Genomic DNA, 20069 nt, shown 5'->3' on the forward strand with positions numbered 1-20069 from the left:
CGTGAGGACACTACACCAACTGGTCTCGCTGATGATCGCGATCGCCGTTCCCACGGCGATCACCTGGACGAGCGGCGAGACCGGATTTGAGTTCATCGTATTGGGGGCGGCTTTCGGTTTCGCCACCTGGTACTGGGGGCCGACAGGCGCCCCGCTTTGATGTGAGGACATAAACGTGGGCAAGGTTACAGGTTTTCTGGAGATCGACCGGCAGGTGGGCAAGTATCAGCCCGCATCGGACCGTATCCGCCATTTCCGCGAATTCACCATTCCGATGTCGGATGCCGAGGTGCAGAAGCAGGCGGCGCGCTGCATGGATTGCGGCATTCCCTACTGTCATGGGCCGACGGGCTGTCCCGTGCATAACCAGATCCCCGACTGGAACGATCTGGTCTATAACAACAATTGGGAGGAGGCGATCCGCAATCTGCACTCCACCAACAACTTCCCGGAATTTACCGGCCGCGTCTGTCCGGCACCCTGCGAGGAAGCGTGCACGCTGAATCTCGAGGATACGCCGGTCGCCATCAAGACCGTGGAACAGGCGATCGCCGACAAGGCCTATGAGCTGGGCTTCATCGTGCCGAAGCCGGCGACGATCCACACCGGCAGACGAGTCGCCATTATCGGTTCCGGCCCTTCCGGCATGGCGGCTGCCCAGCAGCTGGGCCGCGCCGGCCACGAAGTGCACGTTTATGAGCGTGAATCCAAGCCCGGCGGCCTGCTGCGTTACGGTATTCCGGACTTCAAGATGGAGAAGAACTTCATCGACCGCCGTGTAGAGCAGATCAAGGGTGAAGGCGTCACCTTCCATTGCGGCGTCAATGTCGGCGTCGATGTGACGGTGGAGGCGCTTCTCGCCGACCACGATGCGGTTCTTTATTGCGGCGGTTCGGAAACCCCGCGCCCTGCCGGTATCGGCGGCGCCGATCTGCATGGGGTTCATGACGCCATGCCCTATCTCGTACAGCAGAACCGCCGTGTCGGCCGTGAAAACATCGATAGCGCCGGCTGGCCGGCCGATCCGATCCTTGCCGGTGGCAAGCATGTCGTGGTGGTCGGCGGCGGCGATACCGCATCCGACTGCGTCGGTACGGCTTTCCGTCAGGGGGCTGTGAAGGTCACCCAGCTCGATATTCGCCCGATGCCGCCGGAAAAGGAAGACAAGCTTGCCGTCTGGCCCTTCTGGGCAACCAAGATGCGCACCTCGTCTTCGCAGGCCGAAGGCGCCATCCGCGAGTTCCAGGTGGCAACACTCGAATTCGTTGGCGAAGACGGCGTCCTGACAGGTGTGAAGTGCTGCCAGGTGGATGACCGCCGCAAGCCGATCGCCGGTACGGAATTCATCATCAAGGCGGACCTCGCCTTCATCGCCATCGGCTTTTCCGGTCCCTTCACCGACAGCGTGCTGAAGGAAATGGACGGCAAGCTGACGCTCAACACCGACCGTCGCGGTTCCACCAACGTGGTCGCCAACGAAACGGACTACAAGACCTCGGTCGACAAGCTGTGGGCGGCGGGCGACGTGCGCCGCGGCCAGTCGCTGGTGGTCTGGGCCATTCGTGAAGGCCGCCAGGCGGCGCGCGCCATCGACGAGGCGCTGATGGGCGCGACCGTATTGCCGCGCTGATCGGTTTGATGCGGCCTAGGCCACATGCATAAGAACAAAAGGCCCGTTGTGTGGAACACGGCGGGCCTTTCGTCTGACTGGACGACCGACATGCGACAAGAACATCGCATTTCCGGGGCAAGCAATATATCGCGCCCGTAAATTGCAGCGGCATTGAGGCTTTGCTGAAAAGCAGGTTTTGCCGGTGAGCGGCAGACGCTCAGCAATAGGGAAGGCTGATACGGAAACAGGCGCCGCCGGCAGCGGAATCGCTGATGGTGATCTCGCCGCCATGGTGGCGTATGATTTCCTGGACAAGATTGAGGCCAAGCCCGGTGCCGCGATCCTTCGGTCTCAACCGGTGGAATGCGTCGAACACCAGTTCCCTGTCCGCTTCGGGAATTCCGTTGCCTTCGTCGGATATGTCGATCACGCGGTTGGCGGCGACTTTTATGGTGATCGTTCCGCGGTTGCCGCCATGTTCTATGGCATTCTGCACGATATTCATAAGCGCACGTTGCAGCGAGGCGTCATCCGCAAGCGCGAGGATAGGCTCTTCTTCCGGTTCGAAAGACAGATTATATCCCTGGGAAATGGCGAGTGGCGCCATGTCGGCCACAACCGATCGGCACAGACTGACGAGATCATGCGGAACGAGGGGCGCCTTCTGTCCGCCGAGGCGCTGCAAATCAAGCAATTGTTCGGCCAGCACGGCGATGCGGCTGGCATCCGCCAATATCCTGCTGCGGGCCGGGCCTTCCAGCAGCGTTTCGACCCGGGTCTGGAGAATGGCGACGGGTGTTCGCAATTCATGGGCGGCATCGAGAATGAAACGTTTGTGGCGCTCATAACCGTCGTCCAGACGTTTCAGCGCGCCGTTGACGGCATGCACCAGCGGCTGCACCTCCCTTGGCATGTCGCCGTCCGGCAATCGATATCCGCGCTTGTCGATATTGATGGTTTCGGCTGCGCGTGCAATCGCGGAAAGGGCGCGAAACTCCCTGCGGATGATCCAGGGTATGGTCACGATCGTGACGATCGACATGAGAATGAGGACCGGCAGGATCAATATGTTGGAGAACAGTAAAACGGGAAACGTCATGCTGAACGGGCCGCCTTTGCCGATCATGACGAATTCTCCCGCCGGTCCCGAAGCGCGGCGAACGACGGCGATGCGCACCACGGCGAGATAGGAATAGGACAGCGCCGCGTCGCGCACGTCCGAGACCTTGATGTCGCTCAGCTGCTGATCCATGTTGCTGAATGGTTCGGGCACCTGCCCGCCCTGCACGATCTCACCTTTCTCGCTGACCGCGACGAACCAGAAATCGGACGTGTTGCTGCGCAAGGTGATGAAATCCGGCGTTTCCTTGAGAACCAGCCGATTATCCTCGTCACGCACGATCGCGTTGGCAGTTATCTGGGCGGCCTCGGGGCTGAGCAGCGCACTGCCTGCACCGCCGCTCGACATGTAGGTGACAATGGCGGCCGTGAAGAAGAACAGGCTGCCGATCTGGAACAGCAGCAATTGAATGGTCAGCCGGCGTTTCAGCGACTTTCGTCCGCCGGGCTTCACGCGGTCGCCCTCAGGAGATAACCGACGCCGCGAATGCCGTGAACCTCAACTCCAGCATCCGCCGCTGTCAATTTGCGGCGCAACCGGGAAATATGGGAATCGAGCGCATTGGACTGTATTTCGTCGTCGAAATTATAGACAGCCTCCTCAAGCAGAGACCGCAGCACCGTTCTGCCCTGGCGCCGCAGCAGGGCCTCGAGAATCAGAAGTTCCCGCCTGGTCAGGGGAAGGAATGCATCCTTGATACGCACCTCGCGGGTTTCGAAGCAGAATTCCAGCCTGCCCAGTTTCGCCGTCATTGTCACCGCGCCCGCCGGGCGGCGCATCAGGGCGCGGATGCGGGCAAGAAGTTCCTCGACGGCAAACGGCTTGGCCAGATAATCGTCCGCGCCGAGGTTCAGGCCATTAACGCGGTCCGCAAGCGTACCCTGTGCCGTCAGCACGATGACGGGTGGGGTGACGGGCAAACGGCGCAGATCGTCTATGAGCCGGATTCCATCTCCGTCGGGCAATTGCCGGTCGAGCACGACAAGATCGTGAACACCATCCATGATGGCATGCCGGGCAAGATCGAGCGTGCCGACCGTATCCACGATAATATCGAACCGATGCAGCGCGGCGGACAGGGCGGCTGCCATTTCGCGTTCGTCTTCAACCAACAGCAGGCGCATGAATTTGTCCCGGCATTCTCCGGCGCTGCCTTCCGGAAGAAAGGGGGGCGCATGAAATCAAGTGAGGACGGCGCGCTTGATGCTTTGGGCAGGCGTCGTGTCGCCGTCGGGCAAATATCGCCGCGCAAAAGGGAGAATGGCAGATGGCCACCCGCACTCCTGCAAGGCTTGTTCATCCTGCCATGGCCGGGTTGCCTGAACATTACGCCAGCTACGGCGCCGTCAGGTCGAGGGAAAGGCGTTTATTGTTTTGCCTGCGTCATATCCGGCACGACGCGATAATCGTCAATGCGGCCGGTCGGCGCATCGGCCATCTCTCCGCGCCGGGTCAGCCGCTCGCGTGGCGATTCAACCACCGAAACCCGTGTCGGGCCGGCTGTCAGGGGAGTATCGCCAAGCAGCTTGTCGCCGCCGTCGAGACTGGGGTCGGTAAGGCTGATCGGCTGCGTGCGAACCTGGCCTGCATCGATACCGAGCGCCGGCAGCGAGGTGAGCGCCGGCAGATTGCTGCCGTCCAGTTTGACAAGATCGGGGCCGGCGCTATCGAGGTGGCGGCGCACGAATTTCTCGACGTAAAAGGCAAGCTTGCGTTTGCCGGCCTGCGTCATGCCGATGCCGTCCGCTTCGCGCAGGCGGGCCTGCTGGCCGTTCATGTCGTAACCGGTGATGACGAATTTGCCGGCCTCATCAACGAAACCGTCCCAGACATCCACGAATTCGCCGCCATATTTTTCTACATGGCTGCGATACAGCCGGTTGAAACCGACAAGATCGGCTGTCAGCGAGGGCGATTGGAACGCGGGCAGGCCGACCCAGAGCAGCGGCACCTTCTGACGGCCGGCAAGGGTCAGAAGTTCATCGATGCGCCGCTCATATTCCTTGAACCAGACTTCGGTGCCGAATTTTTCGCGGTTATCGCCGATCTGCATCTGCTGGCGGTCGTTCGATCCCATCATGATGACGATGGTGGCCGGATTGGTCTCGGTTATGAACTGCGGCAGATTGGCGAACCAGTCGTAATAATCCGTCCGGACGAGACCCGAAGACCCATTCGCCCGTACATCAACGGCGATTGCCGGCGAACTGGCGAAGGCGTTGACCAGTTCCTCCCCCATGCCGCCAGCCAGGAAATCGCCGATGACGAGAACGCGCCTTGCGTTTTCGAGCTTGGCGGCGGGCTCCGGTTTCACGGTTCGCATCTGAACCACTGACGGCGCCTTTCGGGCGGGTTGCGGGCGGGTGACCGATCTTTCGCGCGGGGCGGCGGGAAAATCCCGGCGGTTGCGCGGCTGATAATCGCGACCGGGTGCATTGTCCTGGCCGACCGGCCTGCCGAACAGCATTTCGAACAGGGTGCGCCGCTGTTCCTGCGCGATGCTTTGGGAAGGAACGAGCGGCATGCACAAGGCGGCGCAAAGGAGGGCGGTGCACATACGCCAACCCTTCTTTCCACTCTTTGTCGCAGTTTTCCCGCTCATCATATCGACCTTTCCGGTGGTTTCGGCAGCGGCCGTAGCCGCCGCCGAATTTGCCGGCATATTATCAGTTGCGCAGAGCTCTCAGCAATCGCTGCGACGGCTGGCCGTCATTTTCCATACCCATGCGCGACTGGATTGCGCTGATGGCGGCTTTCGAACCCGAGCCGAAATTGCCGTCGATCTCGCCATCGTAATAACCGAGTTCCTTCATGCGGGTCTGGAGTTCGAATTTTTCACGAATATCCAGCGTGCCGTCCGGGCGTGGCCATTTCTGCTGCATGCCGCCATAACCGGCGATCTCATCCGCAAGCAGGCCGACGGCCAGCGCATAGCTGTCGGAGGCGTTGTATTTCTTGATGGTGAAGAAGTTTTTCATCATCAGGAAGCCGGGACCGTTTGCCCCACCCTGCATTTTCAGCATGGCGCGATCCGAACCACGGGTGAAGTTCTTGCCGTTCGGACGGGTGAAGCCGAGTTTTGCCCATTCCGTTATGGTCTTCGTCTGGCCTTCGTAACGGGCGCCGCCACGCGGCACGGCGGTTTCGTAACCCCAGGTGCGGCCAGGTTCCCAGCCGTTCTTGGCCAGAAGATTGGCGGCGGTTGCGAGAGCGTCCGGAACCGAGTGCCAGATGTCGCGCTTGCCGTTGCCATCCGCATCCACCGCATAAAGCAGGTAGCTCGTCGGAATGAATTGGGTGTGCCCCATGGCGCCGGCCCAGGAGCCCGTCAGCTGTTTCGGCGTAACATCGCCGGCCTGGAGAATCTTGAGCGCGGCGATCAGCTGCGTGCGCGCGAATTTGGCGCGCTTGGGATCGGAATAGGCGAGCGTGGCCAGCGCCTGCGGAATATTGTGCAGCCGCTCCGGTTTTTCGAGAACCGCGCCGTAATTGGATTCCATCGACCAGATGGCGAGAATGATGTGTTTGTCGACATTGAAGTTACGCTCGATCCAGTTGAGGGTCGTCGCATGCTTCATCTTCATTTCGCGGCCGATCCGCACCGTATATGGGTTGACGCGGGAATCGAGATAATCCCAGATCTGCGTGGTGAATTCCGGCTGGAAGGTCGCCTTGCGCAGCGCATCCGGGTCCGGTTCGCTGACGCCGGCGAAGGCCTTCTGGTAGGTCGCCTTGCTAATGCCTTCTTTCGCGGCTGTTGCGTAGAACTGGTTGATCCACTGTCTGAAACCGGCATCGGCATGGGCCGAAACGGGTGTCAGCGAGATCACCAGACCTGCAACCATCATGCAGCCGAATTTGCGGACATCTGAAAGGATCATCTTTGTCATCGTCAGTCTTTCGTTCTCTCGAATGTCATTTCGATTGCGAAAACGCATCGGGCGTCGTCATGGATAACAAAAGAACGTCAACAAATTCTTTACCATTAATAGATGGTAGCGTCACCCTTTACAAAACGTTGTTATTTTTGAAATAACAACAGCGTGCGGGGATTGTGATCAAGTTTTATCTCTCAGGAGGGATATGTGGTAGAACAGAAGAAAATTCGGAAGGCCGTATTTCCGGTCGCGGGCCTCGGCACCCGTTTCCTGCCCGCAACCAAGGCGGTTCCGAAAGAAATGCTCACTGTCGTCGACAAGCCGGTCATTCAATACGTCGTCGATGAGGCGGCGGAAGCGGGCATCGAGCATTTTGTATTTGTCACCGGCCGCGGCAAGGCGGTGATCGAAGATTATTTTGATATTCAATTTGAACTCGAACAGATGCTGCGTGAGCGCAACAAGAATGCCGAGCTGACATTGCTGGCCGGCCTTCTGCCCAAAGCGGGCACGGCAAGCTTCACGCGCCAGCAGGTGCCGCTCGGTCTTGGCCACGCGGTCTGGTGCGCGCGTGATATCGTTGGCGACGAGCCTTTTGCCGTGCTTTTGCCCGACATGATCATGCATTCGCAGAAAAGCTGCCTGAAGGGCATGGTCGAACTTTACGACCAGACTGCCGGCAACGTCATCGCGGTGCAGGAATGCGCTCCCGACCAGACGCATAAATACGGTATCGTCGGTGTTGGCGATGCCGTGGGCGAAGGTTTCAAGATCACAGAAATGGTCGAAAAGCCGGCCAAGGGGACGGCGCCGTCGAATTTCTATATCAACGGCCGCTATATCCTCCAGCCCGAGATTTTCGATATTCTTGAAAATCAGGAACGTGGCGCCGGCAACGAAATCCAGCTGACGGACGGCATGCTGACGCTTGCCAAGTCGCAGGAATTCTCCGGCTATCATTTCCGCGGCCAGACTTTCGATTGCGGCGCCAAGGATGGCTTCATCCTCGCAAACGTCGCCTTTGCCCTTGAACGCGGCGATATCCGTCCGGCGATCGAAGAGCCGATCAAGGCGTTGATCGACGGGCTGAAATAATCGACCACAAAACAGCGAAATCCCGGCCTTTGCGCCGGGATTTTTGTTTGGTGGCTATCGTTTCAGGACTAGCCCTGCACCGACGCGCAATTCGCTGCTGTCATAGACCGGTGTCCACTGGTAGCTGACGTCCGCGGTCAGATCGAGATAGCGGTTCAGCCCCCATGTCAGGCCGGCTCCGGCTGTATATTCCACGGCATTTTCCATGTCGGAAGAAGGGAATGTGCGATGGACGATCTGCCCCGTCAGTCGCGCCACGAGGTTGTTGCGCAATTCGTGGGTCAGGCCGGCATCCAGCCGATAGGAAATCCAGCCGCCCTGCGGACCGCCGGCAAAGTCCTCTATCGTCGTGCGCAGACCAAGATTGACGTTGGTGCCGCGCTGGGGCGACCAGTTGAGTTCGCCATCCAGCGTCAAGGCGTCGATGGCGGCTAGGCGGTCGTCGTCATATTGTTTGCGCAGATAACCGATGGCGGCTTCGCCCCGGGTCTTCTCGCCGAGATCGACCTCGGTGCCGATCTTGGCGCCGTAGGAATTCGATGAGCGGGCGTAACCGGAATTATCGAGGCGCCTGTCATACTTGGTCGTTCCCGCATTCAGTTCGAGGAAGGGGATCAGAGCCGGCGACAATTCATAGCCGATACGTCCACGTAGGTTCGCACCGTTCTGGTCACGGTCGCTGAGGCTGATCGGTCGGCCGTCAAGGCCTTTCGCGTCCGTATAGACCGTGCGCGACAGATCGAGCGCCGCGAGCCCGCGCAGCCTGCCGAAATCCCGCTCTATCGAGGCGCCTGTGGTGAACCGGTGCTCACCACCCTGTACGGCGGCGCCGGTCAACGCATTCGGATCTGTCGTGTCTTCGCGGCTGAATTCGTAACCGGCCTTGAGATTGGCCGTTGTTTCCTCTCCGAGATCGAGACGCAGATCCGCCTCAAGCCTCGCCCTTGGCTTTTCGCCATTCTTGTCGCTGCCGAAGTTTTTTTCCCAGGCGCCATCCCCCGTCACCGTCAGCGCATGGCGGGACCAGTCGCTGGTGAGCGTGCCGCGTATGCCTGTCGTCAGATAGTTGCGTCTGGATGGGCCGCCGGTATTCGTCTGTTTTTCCGTATTGACAGTCTGGCTGATGGAAGGCCGCAGCAGAAACGTGCCGATCCGGATACCGGGCGTCTGCCCTGGTTGGGTTGCGATCTGCGGATTTTCGCCGCCATCCACCGTCGGCTCATAGGGGTTTTCGGCATCGGCGTAGGGTTGTCCCGCTTCGTCCTGCTGTTCGTAAATCGGGTCGCCGGGATTGTTTGATGGACGCCAGAGTTGCGGTGCGGGTGCGGGTTCAGCCTGCGCCGTATTTGTGCCTGTTCCAATGCCTGTCGCAGGCGTAGCGGACGTTGTTTCGTCCGCGGTCGAAACGTTGCCCGGCAATACGGGTGTCGGTGCCGTCGCAGTCTGTGCGAGGGCGCTTCCCTCAGGGTAAAAAAGCGTGCAGGCAAGCAGCAGGGTTGCTGCTTTCCGCGACGTCGGCAGACGTGTGGCGGTGCCCTTCACGTTCATTCTTTTTCACCCGGCGAATTTGGCCGATTGCCGGATCAACAGTTCGCCAGTGCATTTCTTCAGGCCGGAGGAGCGGCAGGCCGATGAAGTGACGTGGACAGACCAGGGACCAGCAGACGACGCAAGTTTTAACATCACTTTAACAATAGGTTTTTTATGGTTAACAGTTGATAAAGATCGCCGGGATTTCAGTCCTGCTGGGGCTATCAAAGGTCAGCGTCTCTTTCTGCCCGCTGTCGCCTGCCTGACGTCATAAGTCCCGATGGCCGGTGAGAAAGCGCGTAAATGCAAAATATTTCTAATATGAGAAGATTAAAACGTTTCAATTTGGCACGGAATCGCCCTATAAATTAAAAGGAGCGGATATTCTATTGCTCGGCAAATCGTATTGAATCCTATTGTGTGACAGCGTCGTTTCATGAGTCCCGTTTTGAAAATCAAGCCAGTCGGTTTTTACTGTTGGGATATTACCAATGACCGTTTCTATCTGGATGAAGTCTGCGCTGAACTCTTTGGAATCCCGCTGAGGCAGGCGATGCAGGGCATCAGCATTTTTCAGATGCTGGAAAAAGTGGATATTGATCATCGAAATCGGGTGATCGAGACCGCATTGATCACCCTGAAGGCTGCGAGTTTTTATAATCAGGAATATGCCGTGCGCCGCAGCGACGGCACGGTTTCATGGGTGAGGACCCTCGGCCGTTATCTGGTCGATGAGGAAAACATTCCCTTCAAGCGGCTTGGCACCATGGAAGAGATTTCTCCGCCAGACCTGCGTCATTGATGATTTGCCGCCATTCTGAAATCGTTAGCTTCCGAGAGGGCTTCTGGAAAACTTGGCACCGGCGGGCTGGAGAGTGGACTTCTTCCGGCTGACGGAGTAACAGTCGGCCATGATTACGCGCGCCGTCAAACTGGTCGAGGACAATGCCATCGAATCCGCCCTGCGGACGATTTCGATGGAGAGGTCCGGCCTTGTCGCCCTTGAGGATGCTCTCAGAAACGGACTTTCCGAGCCATTCTGCAAGGTAATCGAAACGATCGGCCAGTCGAATGGCCGTCTCATCATTACCGGGGTCGGCAAGAGCGGCCATATCGGCGCGAAGCTCGCCGCGACTTTCGCCTCCACCGGAACGCCTGCCTTTTTTGTGCATGCGGCGGAGGCCAATCACGGTGATCTGGGCATGATCGGCCGGGATGACGTGGTGCTGGCGATCTCCAAGGGCGGCGAAAGCGCTGAGCTGCGCAGCATCATCAGTTATTCGCGCCGTTTTTCCATCCCGCTGATTGCGCTGACCTGCGCGGAGAATTCGTCGCTGGCAAAGGCGTCCGATATCGTGCTTCTTATTCCCAACGAACAGGAAGCCTGCCCGCTCGGTCTCGCGCCCACGACCTCCACTTTGATGCAGCTTGCGCTTGGCGACGCCCTTGCGGTAGCGCTTCTGGAGGCACGCAATTTCACCGCGGGGGATTTCAAGGTATTTCATCCCGGCGGCAAGCTGGGCGCCAGCCTCACGCTGGTCGGCGACATCATGCATACGGGTGACCGCGTGCCGCTGGTCGCCAAGGGAACGCCGATGCCGGAGGCCGTGGGCATTCTCTCCCGCAAACATTTCGGCTGTGTCGGCATTCTGGACAGGGATGGCCGACTGTGCGGAATCATTACCGAAGGCGATATGGCGCGTAACCTGTCGCGCAACCTTGCCGAACTGACGGTTGACGACATCATGACCCGCACTCCGAAGACGGTCAAAAAAACGGTGTTGGCCACCAGTGCACTGGCGACGCTCGAAAAATTCCACATCGGCGCGCTGATCGTGGTCGATGACGACAACCGGCCGATCGGGCTGGTGCATTTCCACGATCTCTTGAGAATCGGCGTGGCTTGACGCCGTCTGTCGGCGTTGAACCTATCGGTCTATCGGTTCGATTGTCAGCGTGCGGCCGCGTGCGGAGGCAATTCTCACACGCGTCCCGGCCGGTAGGTCTTCGCCGTTTACCGGCCACCAGGTGTCGTCCAATCTAATCCGCCCGCGTCCTTCGACGATCGGCTCCTGCAGGGTCGCGGTTCGGCCGACGAGGCTCGCTTCCCGCTGATTGAGGAAGGGTTCATCGGTGGCGTCCCTGTTCCTGCCGAAATATTTCCGGCCGAGCAGGGCAAAGGCGACCGAGAGCATGGCAAACAGAACCAGCTGCAATTGCCAGGCCCAATAGGCCGCCTCCCACAAAAACAGCGAGAATACCCCGATGACCAGCGCGGCAAGGCCGATCCAGATCAGGAAGACGCCCGGAGCGACGAGCTCGGCGGCGAGAAGAATGAAACCGACGATCCACCAGCTCCATGGCCCCAGATCAGTGGCAAGCCGTTGCAGCATCGTCATTTCTCCGATGAAGAACCGAAGGGATTGCCGGGAATGGTGACGTTGACCGTCTGGCCGGAAGCCCGCGTGGGCGGCACCGAGCGGGACGGTGCGGGAGCGGCAGGCGCGGACGGTGCGTCGCCCCTGTCGCCGAACACTTCTTTGGCAATCGTGCCGATGCCGCCGAGAGAGCCGATCAGCGCCGAGGCCTCCATCGGCATCAGCACGATCTTGGAATTCTTGGCGGTGCCTATTTCAGCCAGCGCCTCGGTATATTTCTGCGCAACGAAATAGTTGATGGCGTGGACGTTGCCGGCGGCGATGGCCTCAGACACCATGCGGGTCGCATTGGCTTCTGCTTCTGCCAGGCGCTCGCGCGCTTCTGCGTCCCGGAACGCCGCCTCACGCTGGCCTTCCGCTTCGAGAATGGCGGATTGCTTGGCGCCTTCCGCACGCAGAATCTGGGCGTTGCGGGCGCCTTCTGCCTCCAGAACCTGGGCGCGCTTTTCACGCTCGGCCTTCATCTGCCGCGCCATGGAATCGACGAGGTCCTTCGGCGGGGCGATGTCCTTGATTTCGATGCGGGTGACCTTGATGCCCCACGGCCCCACGGCCTCGTCCACCACACGCAGAAGGCGATCATTGATGGCATCGCGGTTCGACAGCAATTCGTCGAGATCCATCGAGCCCATCACCGAACGGATGTTGGTCATGGTGAGATTTTCGATCGCCATTTCAAGATTGGCGATCTGGTAAGCCGCCTGCGCGGCGTTGAGAACCTGGTAGAAGGTAACGGCGTCGGCGGAAACGCTGGCATTGTCGCGGGTGATGACTTCCTGCGTCGGTATGTGGAGCACCTGCTCCATCACGTTCATTTTTGAACCGATGCTCTCGAAGAACGGCACGATGAGGTTGAGGCCGGGCTCCAGCGTGCGGGTGTAGCGTCCGAACCGCTCAACCGTGTAACGGTGCCCCTGCGGTACGGTCTTGATGCCGGCAAACAGCACCAGAATAACCAGAACAACCGCCGCTATGACGACGATGTCGAAACCGCCCAATGCAATCATCGCTTTCCCTCCAAGGATCAGAACCGTCCGGGATATATCCCAGCATTCTTATGGCAAGATTACACCCAGCCTTGCAACTCCCGTCTTACAACCTTTTCGAGAACGGTCATGCCCTCGGTGCTGTCGTTCAGACAGGGAATATGGGTGAATTTCTCGCCGCCATTATGCAGGAAGATTTCTCCGGCCTCACCGGCAATCTCCTCCAGTGTCTCAAGACAATCCGATACGAAGCCGGGATTCATCACTGCAATACGCCTGATGCCCTCCGAAGCCAGTTTTTCCACGGTCTTGTCGGTATAGGGCTGCAACCATTCCTCGGGTCCGAAACGGGACTGGAAGGTGATCATGAAGTTCTTCTCGGTCAGCCCCAGTGCTTCCCGCAGTAGGCGGGCGGTTTTCTGGCAATGACAATAATAGGGATCGCCCTTCTTGAAATAGGATTGCGGAATGCCGTGGAAGGAGGTGATCAGCATCTCCGGCTCCCAGTCCAGCGTCGCCAGATGGTTTTTGACGGAGGCGGCGAGCGCCTCGATATAGGCCGGATCGTCGTGATAGGGCGGTACGGTGCGGATCGCCGGCTGCCAGCGCAGCTTCATCAGATGTTCGAAAGCCTTGTCGTTCACCGTTGCCGTGGTCGATGCGGCATATTGCGGATAAAGCGGGAAAAGCAGGATTTTTTCGCAGCCCTGCTCCTTCAGCGCATCGATTTTCGAGGCGATGGAAGGCTGGCCATAACGCATCGCCCAGTCGACGACGACATTGGGCAGATCCTGCAATGCCTGCGCCATCAGCTCGCCCTGGCTGCGTGTATAGGTGCGCAGATAGCTTTCATTGCGCTCATGGTTCCAGATTTCCTCATAGGCCTTGCCGACCTTCTGCGGGCGCTTGTTGAGGACGATGCCGTAAAGGATCGGATACCAGTAGAGACGCGACCATTCGATCACGCGCTTGTCGCTTAGAAACTCCGCCAGATAACGGCGCATCGGCCAATAATCCGTCCCATCCGGTGTGCCGAGATTGACGAGCAGGACACCCACCTTGCCAAATGTTACGCGGGGATGGTTTGCGGGAAGGATGGATACGTCTGTCGTCATGAATGACACCCTGAAACTCGGACTGGTTGCGCAGGAGCTTTCCTTCCGGTGGAAAAGGGCGGAAAGGCTCCATCTTTTTCGTTCCTGCATGCCGGGTGCAAACCAGAAGGTCGTTACCGGAAATGCACAGGCTATACGCCCGTATCGTCAATTTGTTCACGTGTTCTAGACGAAATTTCTCAGGATTGAACCATCGGTGAAGACGATTTCCTCCGCCTGTGGGCCGGGGCAGCGCACCTTGACCGGACGGGATCCGTAGAGCGCTGATTTAAATGGGAAAATAAGAAGCCGGCCCCCTGTGTGAGAGCCGGCTCCCGGTCTGCGGCAAATTGCCCTGTCTCGTTCCGGCTTATTGGGCCGGAAGCTCCAGTTCCTTACCGATCTCGATATGGTTCGGATGCTTCAGCGTGTTGGCCTTGGCAATCCGGGTCCAGAGAGCGCCGTCGCCATATTTTTCCGCAGCGATCTTCCAGAGCGAGTCGCCCTTCTCGACGATATATTTGCTGGCGGCCGCGGCCGCGGCGGCAGGTGCCGGGCTTGCCGGCGCGGGTGCGGCAGGCGCCGGAGCAGCGGCGGTCGCCGGCGCGGGTGCCGTCGCAGCGGGGGCGGGGGCTGCCGGTGCCGGCTGTTTCGCAGGCGCGACGTAATCCGCCGGCGTCACATCGGTAATGCGCCCGTCGGTATGGGGCTTGTAGGGGCTGTTTGCGCCGATATAGGCCGCTACCGCGTCTTCGAGGCTCGGACCGAAATCGTAGGGATTGATCGCCTTGGTTGCGAAGACCTTATAGCCGTCGCCGCCCGAGCGCATGTAGTTGTTGGAGACGACGCCATAGGTCTTGTCCGGATTAAGCGGCACGAAGCCTTCGCCTTCCTTGACCTCGACGGCAACGACGCGGCTGCCGGGCGGCTTGGAACGGTCGAACGAATATTTGAGACCGGCGACCTGGGCAAAACGGCCGGCTCCCTCCTCGATCTGGCCCGCGCCGTTTTCAAGCGCGGCCAATACGTCCGATCCCTTCAGCTGGAACGTGGCGATGGAATTCTGGAACGGCAGCACCGTCAGGACTTCGCCCATCGTCACCGTGCCGGCGTCGATCGAGGCGCGCAGGCCGCCGCCATTCTGGATGGCGATGGTGATGCCCTGATCCTTGACGCGATCCAGCAGCGCGTCGGAAACGAGGTTGCCCATCGTGCATTCCTTGGCGCGGCAAACTTCCCGCGATCCGTCGATGACGGTTTCCGATGAGCCGATTTCCTTCTTCTTCATTTCCTCGAGCGGGCCGGCAAGTTCGGTCACGCGCTTGGTGAAGCCCTCGTCGGGTATGACGGAGGCATCGAGCAGCTTCGGTGCGCCTTCGGCGGACTTGACGACGCCATTGTCATCGAAGGTTACGGTGATGTCGCCGAGATATTTCGAATAGGCATAGGCCGTCACGATCGGGACATCGATCCCCGACGGGTTCTTCACGAGCGTGGGATAGGGGCCGGCGGCCTTCGGATCGGTGCTGGACAGCAGGGTGTGGCTATGGCCGCCGACGATGACGTCGATGCCGTCCACCGCGCGGGCTATTTCCTGATCCCTGACATAACCGACATGCGAAAGCAGCACGATCTTGTTGACGCCCTGGTCCTGAATTTCCTTTACCGCACCTTTCAGATAGGTGACTTCGTCTTCGAAGCTGATCTTGTCGCCCGGCGACGAGGTCTCGTTGGTGTCGGTCGCAAGCACGGAAACCACGGCGACCTTCTGGCCACCCAGGTCCTTGATGACATACCCCTTGTATTTATCCGCAAGAATGGAATCGGCCGCCGCCTTGGTGTTTCCGGAAATGATCGGGAACTTCAGCGCATCGATGAATTTGAGCAGTTCTTCCGGGCCGTCATCGAATTCATGGTTGCCGATCGCCATGGCGTCGAAGCCGATGCCGTTCATGAATTCCGCAACCGGTCCGCTCTTGTATTGCGTATAGAACAGCGAGCCCTGGAACTGGTCGCCGGCATCGAGAACGAGGAGGTTGGCGCCGCTGCCCAGTTCGCCGCGGCGCGCGTCGATCGCGCTCTTCACGCGGGCGATGCCGCCGAAGCATTCATTCTTTTTGGTTTCGGCAGCGGAGCAGGTCGAATCGTATTTGTTGATCGCCTCGATGCGTGAGTGCAGGTCGTTGATGTGAAGAATGTTAAGTTTGTAGTCGGCCAGAGCGACCCCAGCTGAAAGCGTTATTGTGGAAACGCTCAGCATCCCCAGTCCTAAAATTCTTTTCATCGTCCCTCTCTCCTGTCCAAATCACAATCCGGGCTTGCTTGATCATCATCGGCCCGCATGTCCACTCGATCTCTAGTCTGAAAGTATGTCAGTCTTTCAAAACGCGATGTTTTCATTTAGCGGCAATCGCCGCAAGCGAAATTATGACAGCCGCGCAATAAAGAAAAACGCACGCCGAAGGCGTGCGTTTCAGGAAGATTATCTCGTTGAAAAGATAAAACTATCAGCCCTGCCGCGTCAGCGAGAACTGGCTGTTCGTGTCCGTCGTGCAATTCAATTGTGACGGAGAGACGAGGGCGCAGTTGACACGCGACTGCGTATTGCGCACGAGCGACGTCATGTTGATTTCATAGAGCGTCGGCGAAATCGTGACATAGGTGCCGGAGGCCAGAAGCGTGTTGGTGTCCGTCGAACGGGTGGAGAAGGCACCGTTCTGGAACGTCGACACGATACCGTTGCGGTCGATCCAGCGGCCATCGACGGCGGGGCCGCGGGAAAGTGAAGGCGCCATCGAGGTCTGCTGCGAGGGACCTGGTGCGACGCATGAAGACACCGCGATGGCGGCACAAAGCAATGCAGCGCTTGTCTTGAAATTCATGAGCCTGTTCTCCTGCGATTCGATGAAAGCTTCCGTGCTTCGACCATGCCGCGAAGCGTTTCTTATTTCAAGGCAACGTTACTCGCTCTCCCCGGTTCCTGACGTCGTGCAGGAAAGCGCCGGCGTGACAAATATGAGACTCCTCCGGTCAGCGGACAAGGATGTTGCGGAACTGCCAGGGGTCGGAGGTGTCGATATTGTCGGGAAACAGGCCGGGGCGGCCGTCGAGCGGCGTCCAGCCGGTGTAGTGCCCCTCGACGGGGCCGAGATAGGGGCGCTGGACCTCCAGGCAACGGCGATAGTCCATTTCGTCGGCTTCAACGATGCCGGCCTGCGGGTTCTCGATCGCCCAGACCATTCCGGCCAGCACCGCCGAACTGACCTGCAATCCGGTCGCGTTCTGATTGGGGGCGAGCGCGCGCGCTTCCTGCAGGCTCAGCCGCGAGCCATACCAATAGGCGTTCTTGTCATGGCCATAAAGCAGAACGCCGAGTTCGTCGGCGCCATCGACAAGCTCATCTTCGCCGAGCACATGCTGGACAGGCTGCGGGGTGCCGCCATTGCCGAAAAGCTCATGCAGGGAAAGAATGGCATCGTTGCAGGGGTGATAGGCATAATGACAGGTGGGCCGGTAGGTCACATCGCCATCGTCGTTACGAACGGTGAAATAGTCGGAAATCGAAATCGCCTCGTTATGGGTGACCAGAAATCCATATTGCGGTCCCTGTCCCGGGCACCAGGTCCGCACCCGCGTATTGGCGCCGGGCTGATCGAGATAGATCGCAGCCTTGTTGCCTTTCTTCTGCTTTTTCGCGTTTTTCGGCATCCAGTTTTCATGCGTGCCCCAGCCCAGTTCGGCGGGCTGAAAACCCTCGGCGATAAATCCTTCGACTGACCAGGTGTTCCAGAAGGCGCCAAAGGGCTTGGGCTCTTTGGCCCTCTGCGTATCGCGCTCGGCCACATGCACGCCCTTGACGCCCAGCTGCTTCATGAGTTTCGCCCATGCCTCCCGGTCGTGGTGCTGCGGCTCTTCGATCGCAAGGCCCATATCCCTGGCGAGATCGACGAGCGCCTGTTTCACGAACCAGGACACCATGCCCGGATTGGCGCCGCAGGTGGAAACCGCCGTCGTGCCGCCCGGCCGGCGCGTTCTTTCCTTCAGCATGGTCTCGCGCAGCGAATAATTGGTTCTTGATGCATTGTCGGCGTCGGCGTCGAAATAAAAGCCGGGCCATGGTTCCACAACCGTATCGATGTAGAGCATGCCATGTTTGCGACAGATCCGCATGAGATCGACGGATGCGGCATCGACGGAAAGATTGACGCAGAAGCCCTGGCCCTGGACGCCCTTGAGCAGCGGTTTGAGAACCTCCTTGTAGTTTTCTTTGGTCAGGTGCGTACGGATGTGGCGAATGTCCCTCTCCGCCAGAAACGCCGCGATGTCCTCGCGCGGATCGATGACGACGAGCCGGGTCCTGTCGAAATTGAAATGACGCTCGATCAACGGAAGAGTACCGCGCCCGATGGAGCCGAAGCCGATCATGATGATGGGACCGTCAATATCGCCGTAAATCGGGTGGTTTGCGTCCGTCATTCGTCAATTTTCCTTTTTCAGCCAATAAGTAAGCTAGATCATAAAAGCGAACGACAATAAAGGGCAGCTGGATGACGGACATATGACGGCGGTTGCGGCAAGGCGGGCGGACGCATGCTTTCCACCATATTCTGTCTCTTCGCATTTTAGAGAGTGCGTTTATAATTAAGTTCTTCTTTTCGTATATCTGTCCAAGGGCTTGGGGGCTTTGGCCGGATGACGACGGGGGAATTTTCGCCACCGCAGGGAGCTGCCTGTTGAATAATCTTATCGAGCGTGTCGCAGCGCTTCAGAGCGTCACCCCCGTTCTTATTGCCCTTTACGATTCCGAAGACCGGTTGCGCCATGCCAACCCGTCGTTTCGGGAAAGCTTTCAGCTTGCCGCCGGTGATTTTCCGACCTGGGCGGATATCATGCGTCTGAACCACCGGCTGCGCACCGGCGTCGTGGTCCGCAGCAGCGATTTCGAGGGATGGCTGATGTCGGCGCAGTCCCGGCGCGGCAAGCTGCCCTACCGCGCCTTCGAGATGGACATGTATGACGGTCGCTGGTTCTGGATGACCGAGACGGTGCAGCAGGATGGCTGGATGCTCTGCGTCGCAAGCGACGTCACCGAATTGCGCCAGGGCTACAGAACCCTGCGGCAGGACCGGGATCTGGCGGTGCGCGCCTCGCAGACGGACGAGTTGACGGGAACGGCGAACCGTCGTTTCGTTTTCGCCAAGCTGGCCCTTCAGGTCGAGCAGGTTTCAAGGGGGCTTGAAGCCCCCTTTTGCCTCTGCACGCTCGACATTGATTTTTTCAAGCAGATCAACGACCGTTTCGGTCACAAGAACGGTGATGCGGTGCTGCGCGATTTTGTCGGCATCGCTCATTCCGTCATCCGGCGGGTGGATTGCTTCGGCAGGATCGGCGGTGAGGAATTCATGCTTATCCTGCCACGCAGTTCGGTTGCCGAAAGCCGGGAGATCGTCGAGCGGCTGCTGCAGAAAGTGCGTCTTTCCAGGCCTCTCTCCGAATTTCCGGATTTCTCCTACAGCTGCTCGGCCGGCATGACGGCTTTTCGAATGGCGGAAAGCGCCGACGATGTTTTCATGCGGGCGGATCAGGCCCTTTACGCGGCCAAGGAAAAGGGGCGTGACCGGCTGCTGGCGATCACGCTTTAAATCAGTTCCGCTGCAATCAGCCCATGCAGCGAATTGCCGACGAAGAGTTTCCGGCCGGTGATGTCCTCCGGTTTCAGCGCCTGCCCGCGCGCCTTGCGTTCGCGGATCAGATCGGCGCGCAGCACCCCGGGCAGAATGCCGCTGTCAAGCGGCGGCGTCAGCAACGGCCCCCCCGGCATTTCGACGAAGATGCTGGTCGATGACCCCTCGCACAATTCGCCGCGTTCGTTGAGCAGCAAGACCTCATCAGCCTCCTCGGCTGAAAATTCCGCGCGGGCGGCATCATAGGGCTCCCGCCGCGACGACTTGTGGCGATAGAAGGTATCGGCGGAATCGAGCCTGGTCTGTCTGGCGATGCGGACGCGCCAAACGGTGTTTTCCTGCAACGGCCGGAAGTCGGCGGTCTCGATATCGAGTTCGCCCTTGTAATTCATGACCAGCCTGACGCAGAGCGGCGTTTCACCGCAAACCTTCTTTTCCAGCACCTGAACCGGATTGACGGGTGCGCGAAAACCGAGCGCATCGGCGGAGCGCAGCAGCCGGCGCATATGCTGGTCGATGCGCTGAAAGCCCGTTTGCGGCTCCCAGCGCAGGGTTTCCCTCAAGGTCAGATCGGCGGGTTTGCGTTTCATGGGCTGTGCTCGTCGTCTGAATTGTCTGCCGGTATCTTCTGC

At 59.2% G+C, this 20069-nt stretch carries 18 protein-coding genes; 6 read left to right on the forward strand and 12 right to left on the reverse strand.

Annotation, left to right across the window (positions count from 1 at the left end; translation table 11 throughout):
• Position 1 precedes the first annotated feature (1 nt).
• Together ACI2KA_RS14410 and ACI2KA_RS14415 are read left to right on the forward strand one after the other, a co-directional pair.
• Entirely contained in the window at positions 2-160 is a 159-nt protein-coding gene (locus ACI2KA_RS14410) for a hypothetical protein (RefSeq protein ID WP_404503292.1), read from the forward strand.
• A gap of 15 nt (positions 161-175) precedes the next feature.
• Positions 176-1630: a glutamate synthase subunit beta gene (locus ACI2KA_RS14415; RefSeq protein WP_404503137.1), complete on the forward strand. Its 1455-nt coding sequence runs from the start codon at positions 176-178 to the stop codon at positions 1628-1630.
• 199 nt (positions 1631-1829) lie between these two features.
• Here the strand turns inward: ACI2KA_RS14415 and ACI2KA_RS14420 are convergent, their stop codons facing one another.
• The 4 genes from ACI2KA_RS14420 to ACI2KA_RS14435 all read right to left on the reverse strand — a co-directional run bounded on the left by ACI2KA_RS14420 (position 1830) and on the right by ACI2KA_RS14435 (position 6622).
• Complete coding sequence (locus ACI2KA_RS14420) at positions 1830-3185, reverse strand: sensor histidine kinase (RefSeq protein ID WP_404503139.1); 1356 nt, start codon at positions 3183-3185, stop codon at positions 1830-1832.
• A complete protein-coding gene (locus ACI2KA_RS14425) occupies positions 3182-3856 on the reverse strand; it encodes a response regulator transcription factor (protein ID WP_404503141.1) in 675 nt (224 codons plus the stop codon). The genes ACI2KA_RS14420 and ACI2KA_RS14425 overlap by 4 nt, the downstream gene beginning before the upstream one ends.
• Before the next feature lie 242 nt (positions 3857-4098).
• Positions 4099-5334 (reverse strand): SGNH family hydrolase, encoded by a 1236-nt coding sequence (locus tag ACI2KA_RS14430; RefSeq protein ID WP_404503143.1) that lies wholly within the window; start codon positions 5332-5334, stop codon positions 4099-4101.
• Positions 5335-5398: 64 nt separating this feature from the next.
• Positions 5399-6622, reverse strand: a complete 1224-nt coding sequence (locus tag ACI2KA_RS14435) for a lytic murein transglycosylase (RefSeq protein WP_404503145.1) — start codon at positions 6620-6622, stop codon at positions 5399-5401.
• Positions 6623-6817: 195 nt separating this feature from the next.
• Here ACI2KA_RS14435 and galU point away from each other — a divergent pair, with 195 nt between their 5' ends.
• Positions 6818-7705, forward strand: coding sequence for a UTP--glucose-1-phosphate uridylyltransferase GalU (gene galU, locus ACI2KA_RS14440; RefSeq protein WP_404503147.1), 888 nt, complete (start codon positions 6818-6820; stop codon positions 7703-7705).
• Positions 7706-7759: 54 nt separating this feature from the next.
• Here the strand turns inward: galU and uppP are convergent, their stop codons facing one another.
• A complete protein-coding gene (gene uppP, locus ACI2KA_RS14445) occupies positions 7760-9253 on the reverse strand; it encodes a polysaccharide biosynthesis protein UppP (protein ID WP_404503149.1) in 1494 nt (497 codons plus the stop codon).
• Positions 9254-9671: 418 nt separating this feature from the next.
• On the opposite strand from uppP, the gene ACI2KA_RS14450 reads away from it, so the two are divergent.
• Both ACI2KA_RS14450 and ACI2KA_RS14455 read left to right on the forward strand, forming a co-directional pair.
• Positions 9672-10037 (forward strand): PAS domain-containing protein, encoded by a 366-nt coding sequence (locus tag ACI2KA_RS14450; RefSeq protein WP_404503151.1) that lies wholly within the window; start codon positions 9672-9674, stop codon positions 10035-10037.
• A 109-nt stretch (positions 10038-10146) separates the two neighbouring features.
• Positions 10147-11142, forward strand: a complete 996-nt coding sequence (locus tag ACI2KA_RS14455) for an SIS domain-containing protein (RefSeq protein WP_404503153.1) — start codon at positions 10147-10149, stop codon at positions 11140-11142.
• Between the two features lie 21 nt (positions 11143-11163).
• On the opposite strand, the gene ACI2KA_RS14460 is transcribed toward ACI2KA_RS14455, so the two are convergent.
• The 6 genes from ACI2KA_RS14460 to ACI2KA_RS14485 form a co-directional block, all read right to left on the reverse strand.
• Positions 11164-11628 carry an NfeD family protein gene (locus tag ACI2KA_RS14460; RefSeq protein WP_404503155.1) on the reverse strand — a complete coding sequence of 155 codons (465 nt, stop codon included), beginning with the start codon at positions 11626-11628 and terminating at the stop codon, positions 11164-11166.
• 2 nt (positions 11629-11630) lie between these two features.
• Positions 11631-12680 (reverse strand): SPFH domain-containing protein, encoded by a 1050-nt coding sequence (locus ACI2KA_RS14465; protein WP_404503157.1) that lies wholly within the window; start codon positions 12678-12680, stop codon positions 11631-11633.
• 59 nt (positions 12681-12739) lie between these two features.
• Positions 12740-13774, reverse strand: a complete 1035-nt coding sequence (gene hemH / locus ACI2KA_RS14470; protein ID WP_404503159.1) for a ferrochelatase — start codon at positions 13772-13774, stop codon at positions 12740-12742.
• Between the two features lie 349 nt (positions 13775-14123).
• Entirely contained in the window at positions 14124-16037 is a 1914-nt protein-coding gene (locus ACI2KA_RS14475; RefSeq protein WP_404503161.1) for a 5'-nucleotidase C-terminal domain-containing protein, read from the reverse strand.
• Between the two features lie 223 nt (positions 16038-16260).
• On the reverse strand, positions 16261-16635 hold the full coding sequence (omp10, locus tag ACI2KA_RS14480; RefSeq protein ID WP_404503163.1) for an outer membrane lipoprotein Omp10: 375 nt from the start codon (positions 16633-16635) through the stop codon (positions 16261-16263).
• Between the two features lie 148 nt (positions 16636-16783).
• On the reverse strand, positions 16784-18229 hold the full coding sequence (locus tag ACI2KA_RS14485) for a homospermidine synthase (protein ID WP_404503165.1): 1446 nt from the start codon (positions 18227-18229) through the stop codon (positions 16784-16786).
• A gap of 257 nt (positions 18230-18486) precedes the next feature.
• On the opposite strand from ACI2KA_RS14485, the gene ACI2KA_RS14490 reads away from it, so the two are divergent.
• Complete coding sequence (locus ACI2KA_RS14490; RefSeq protein ID WP_404503167.1) at positions 18487-19395, forward strand: GGDEF domain-containing protein; 909 nt, start codon at positions 18487-18489, stop codon at positions 19393-19395.
• Here ACI2KA_RS14490 and ACI2KA_RS14495 read toward each other — a convergent pair.
• On the reverse strand, positions 19392-20027 hold the full coding sequence (locus ACI2KA_RS14495) for an aminotransferase class IV family protein (RefSeq protein ID WP_404503169.1): 636 nt from the start codon (positions 20025-20027) through the stop codon (positions 19392-19394). The two genes, ACI2KA_RS14490 and ACI2KA_RS14495, sit on opposite strands and share 4 nt — an antisense overlap.
• Positions 20028-20069 lie beyond the last annotated feature (42 nt).

Origin of the sequence: Agrobacterium sp. NPDC089420 (assembly GCF_044900305.1) — a bacterium.
Taxonomy (GTDB): Bacteria; Pseudomonadota; Alphaproteobacteria; order Rhizobiales; family Rhizobiaceae; genus Agrobacterium.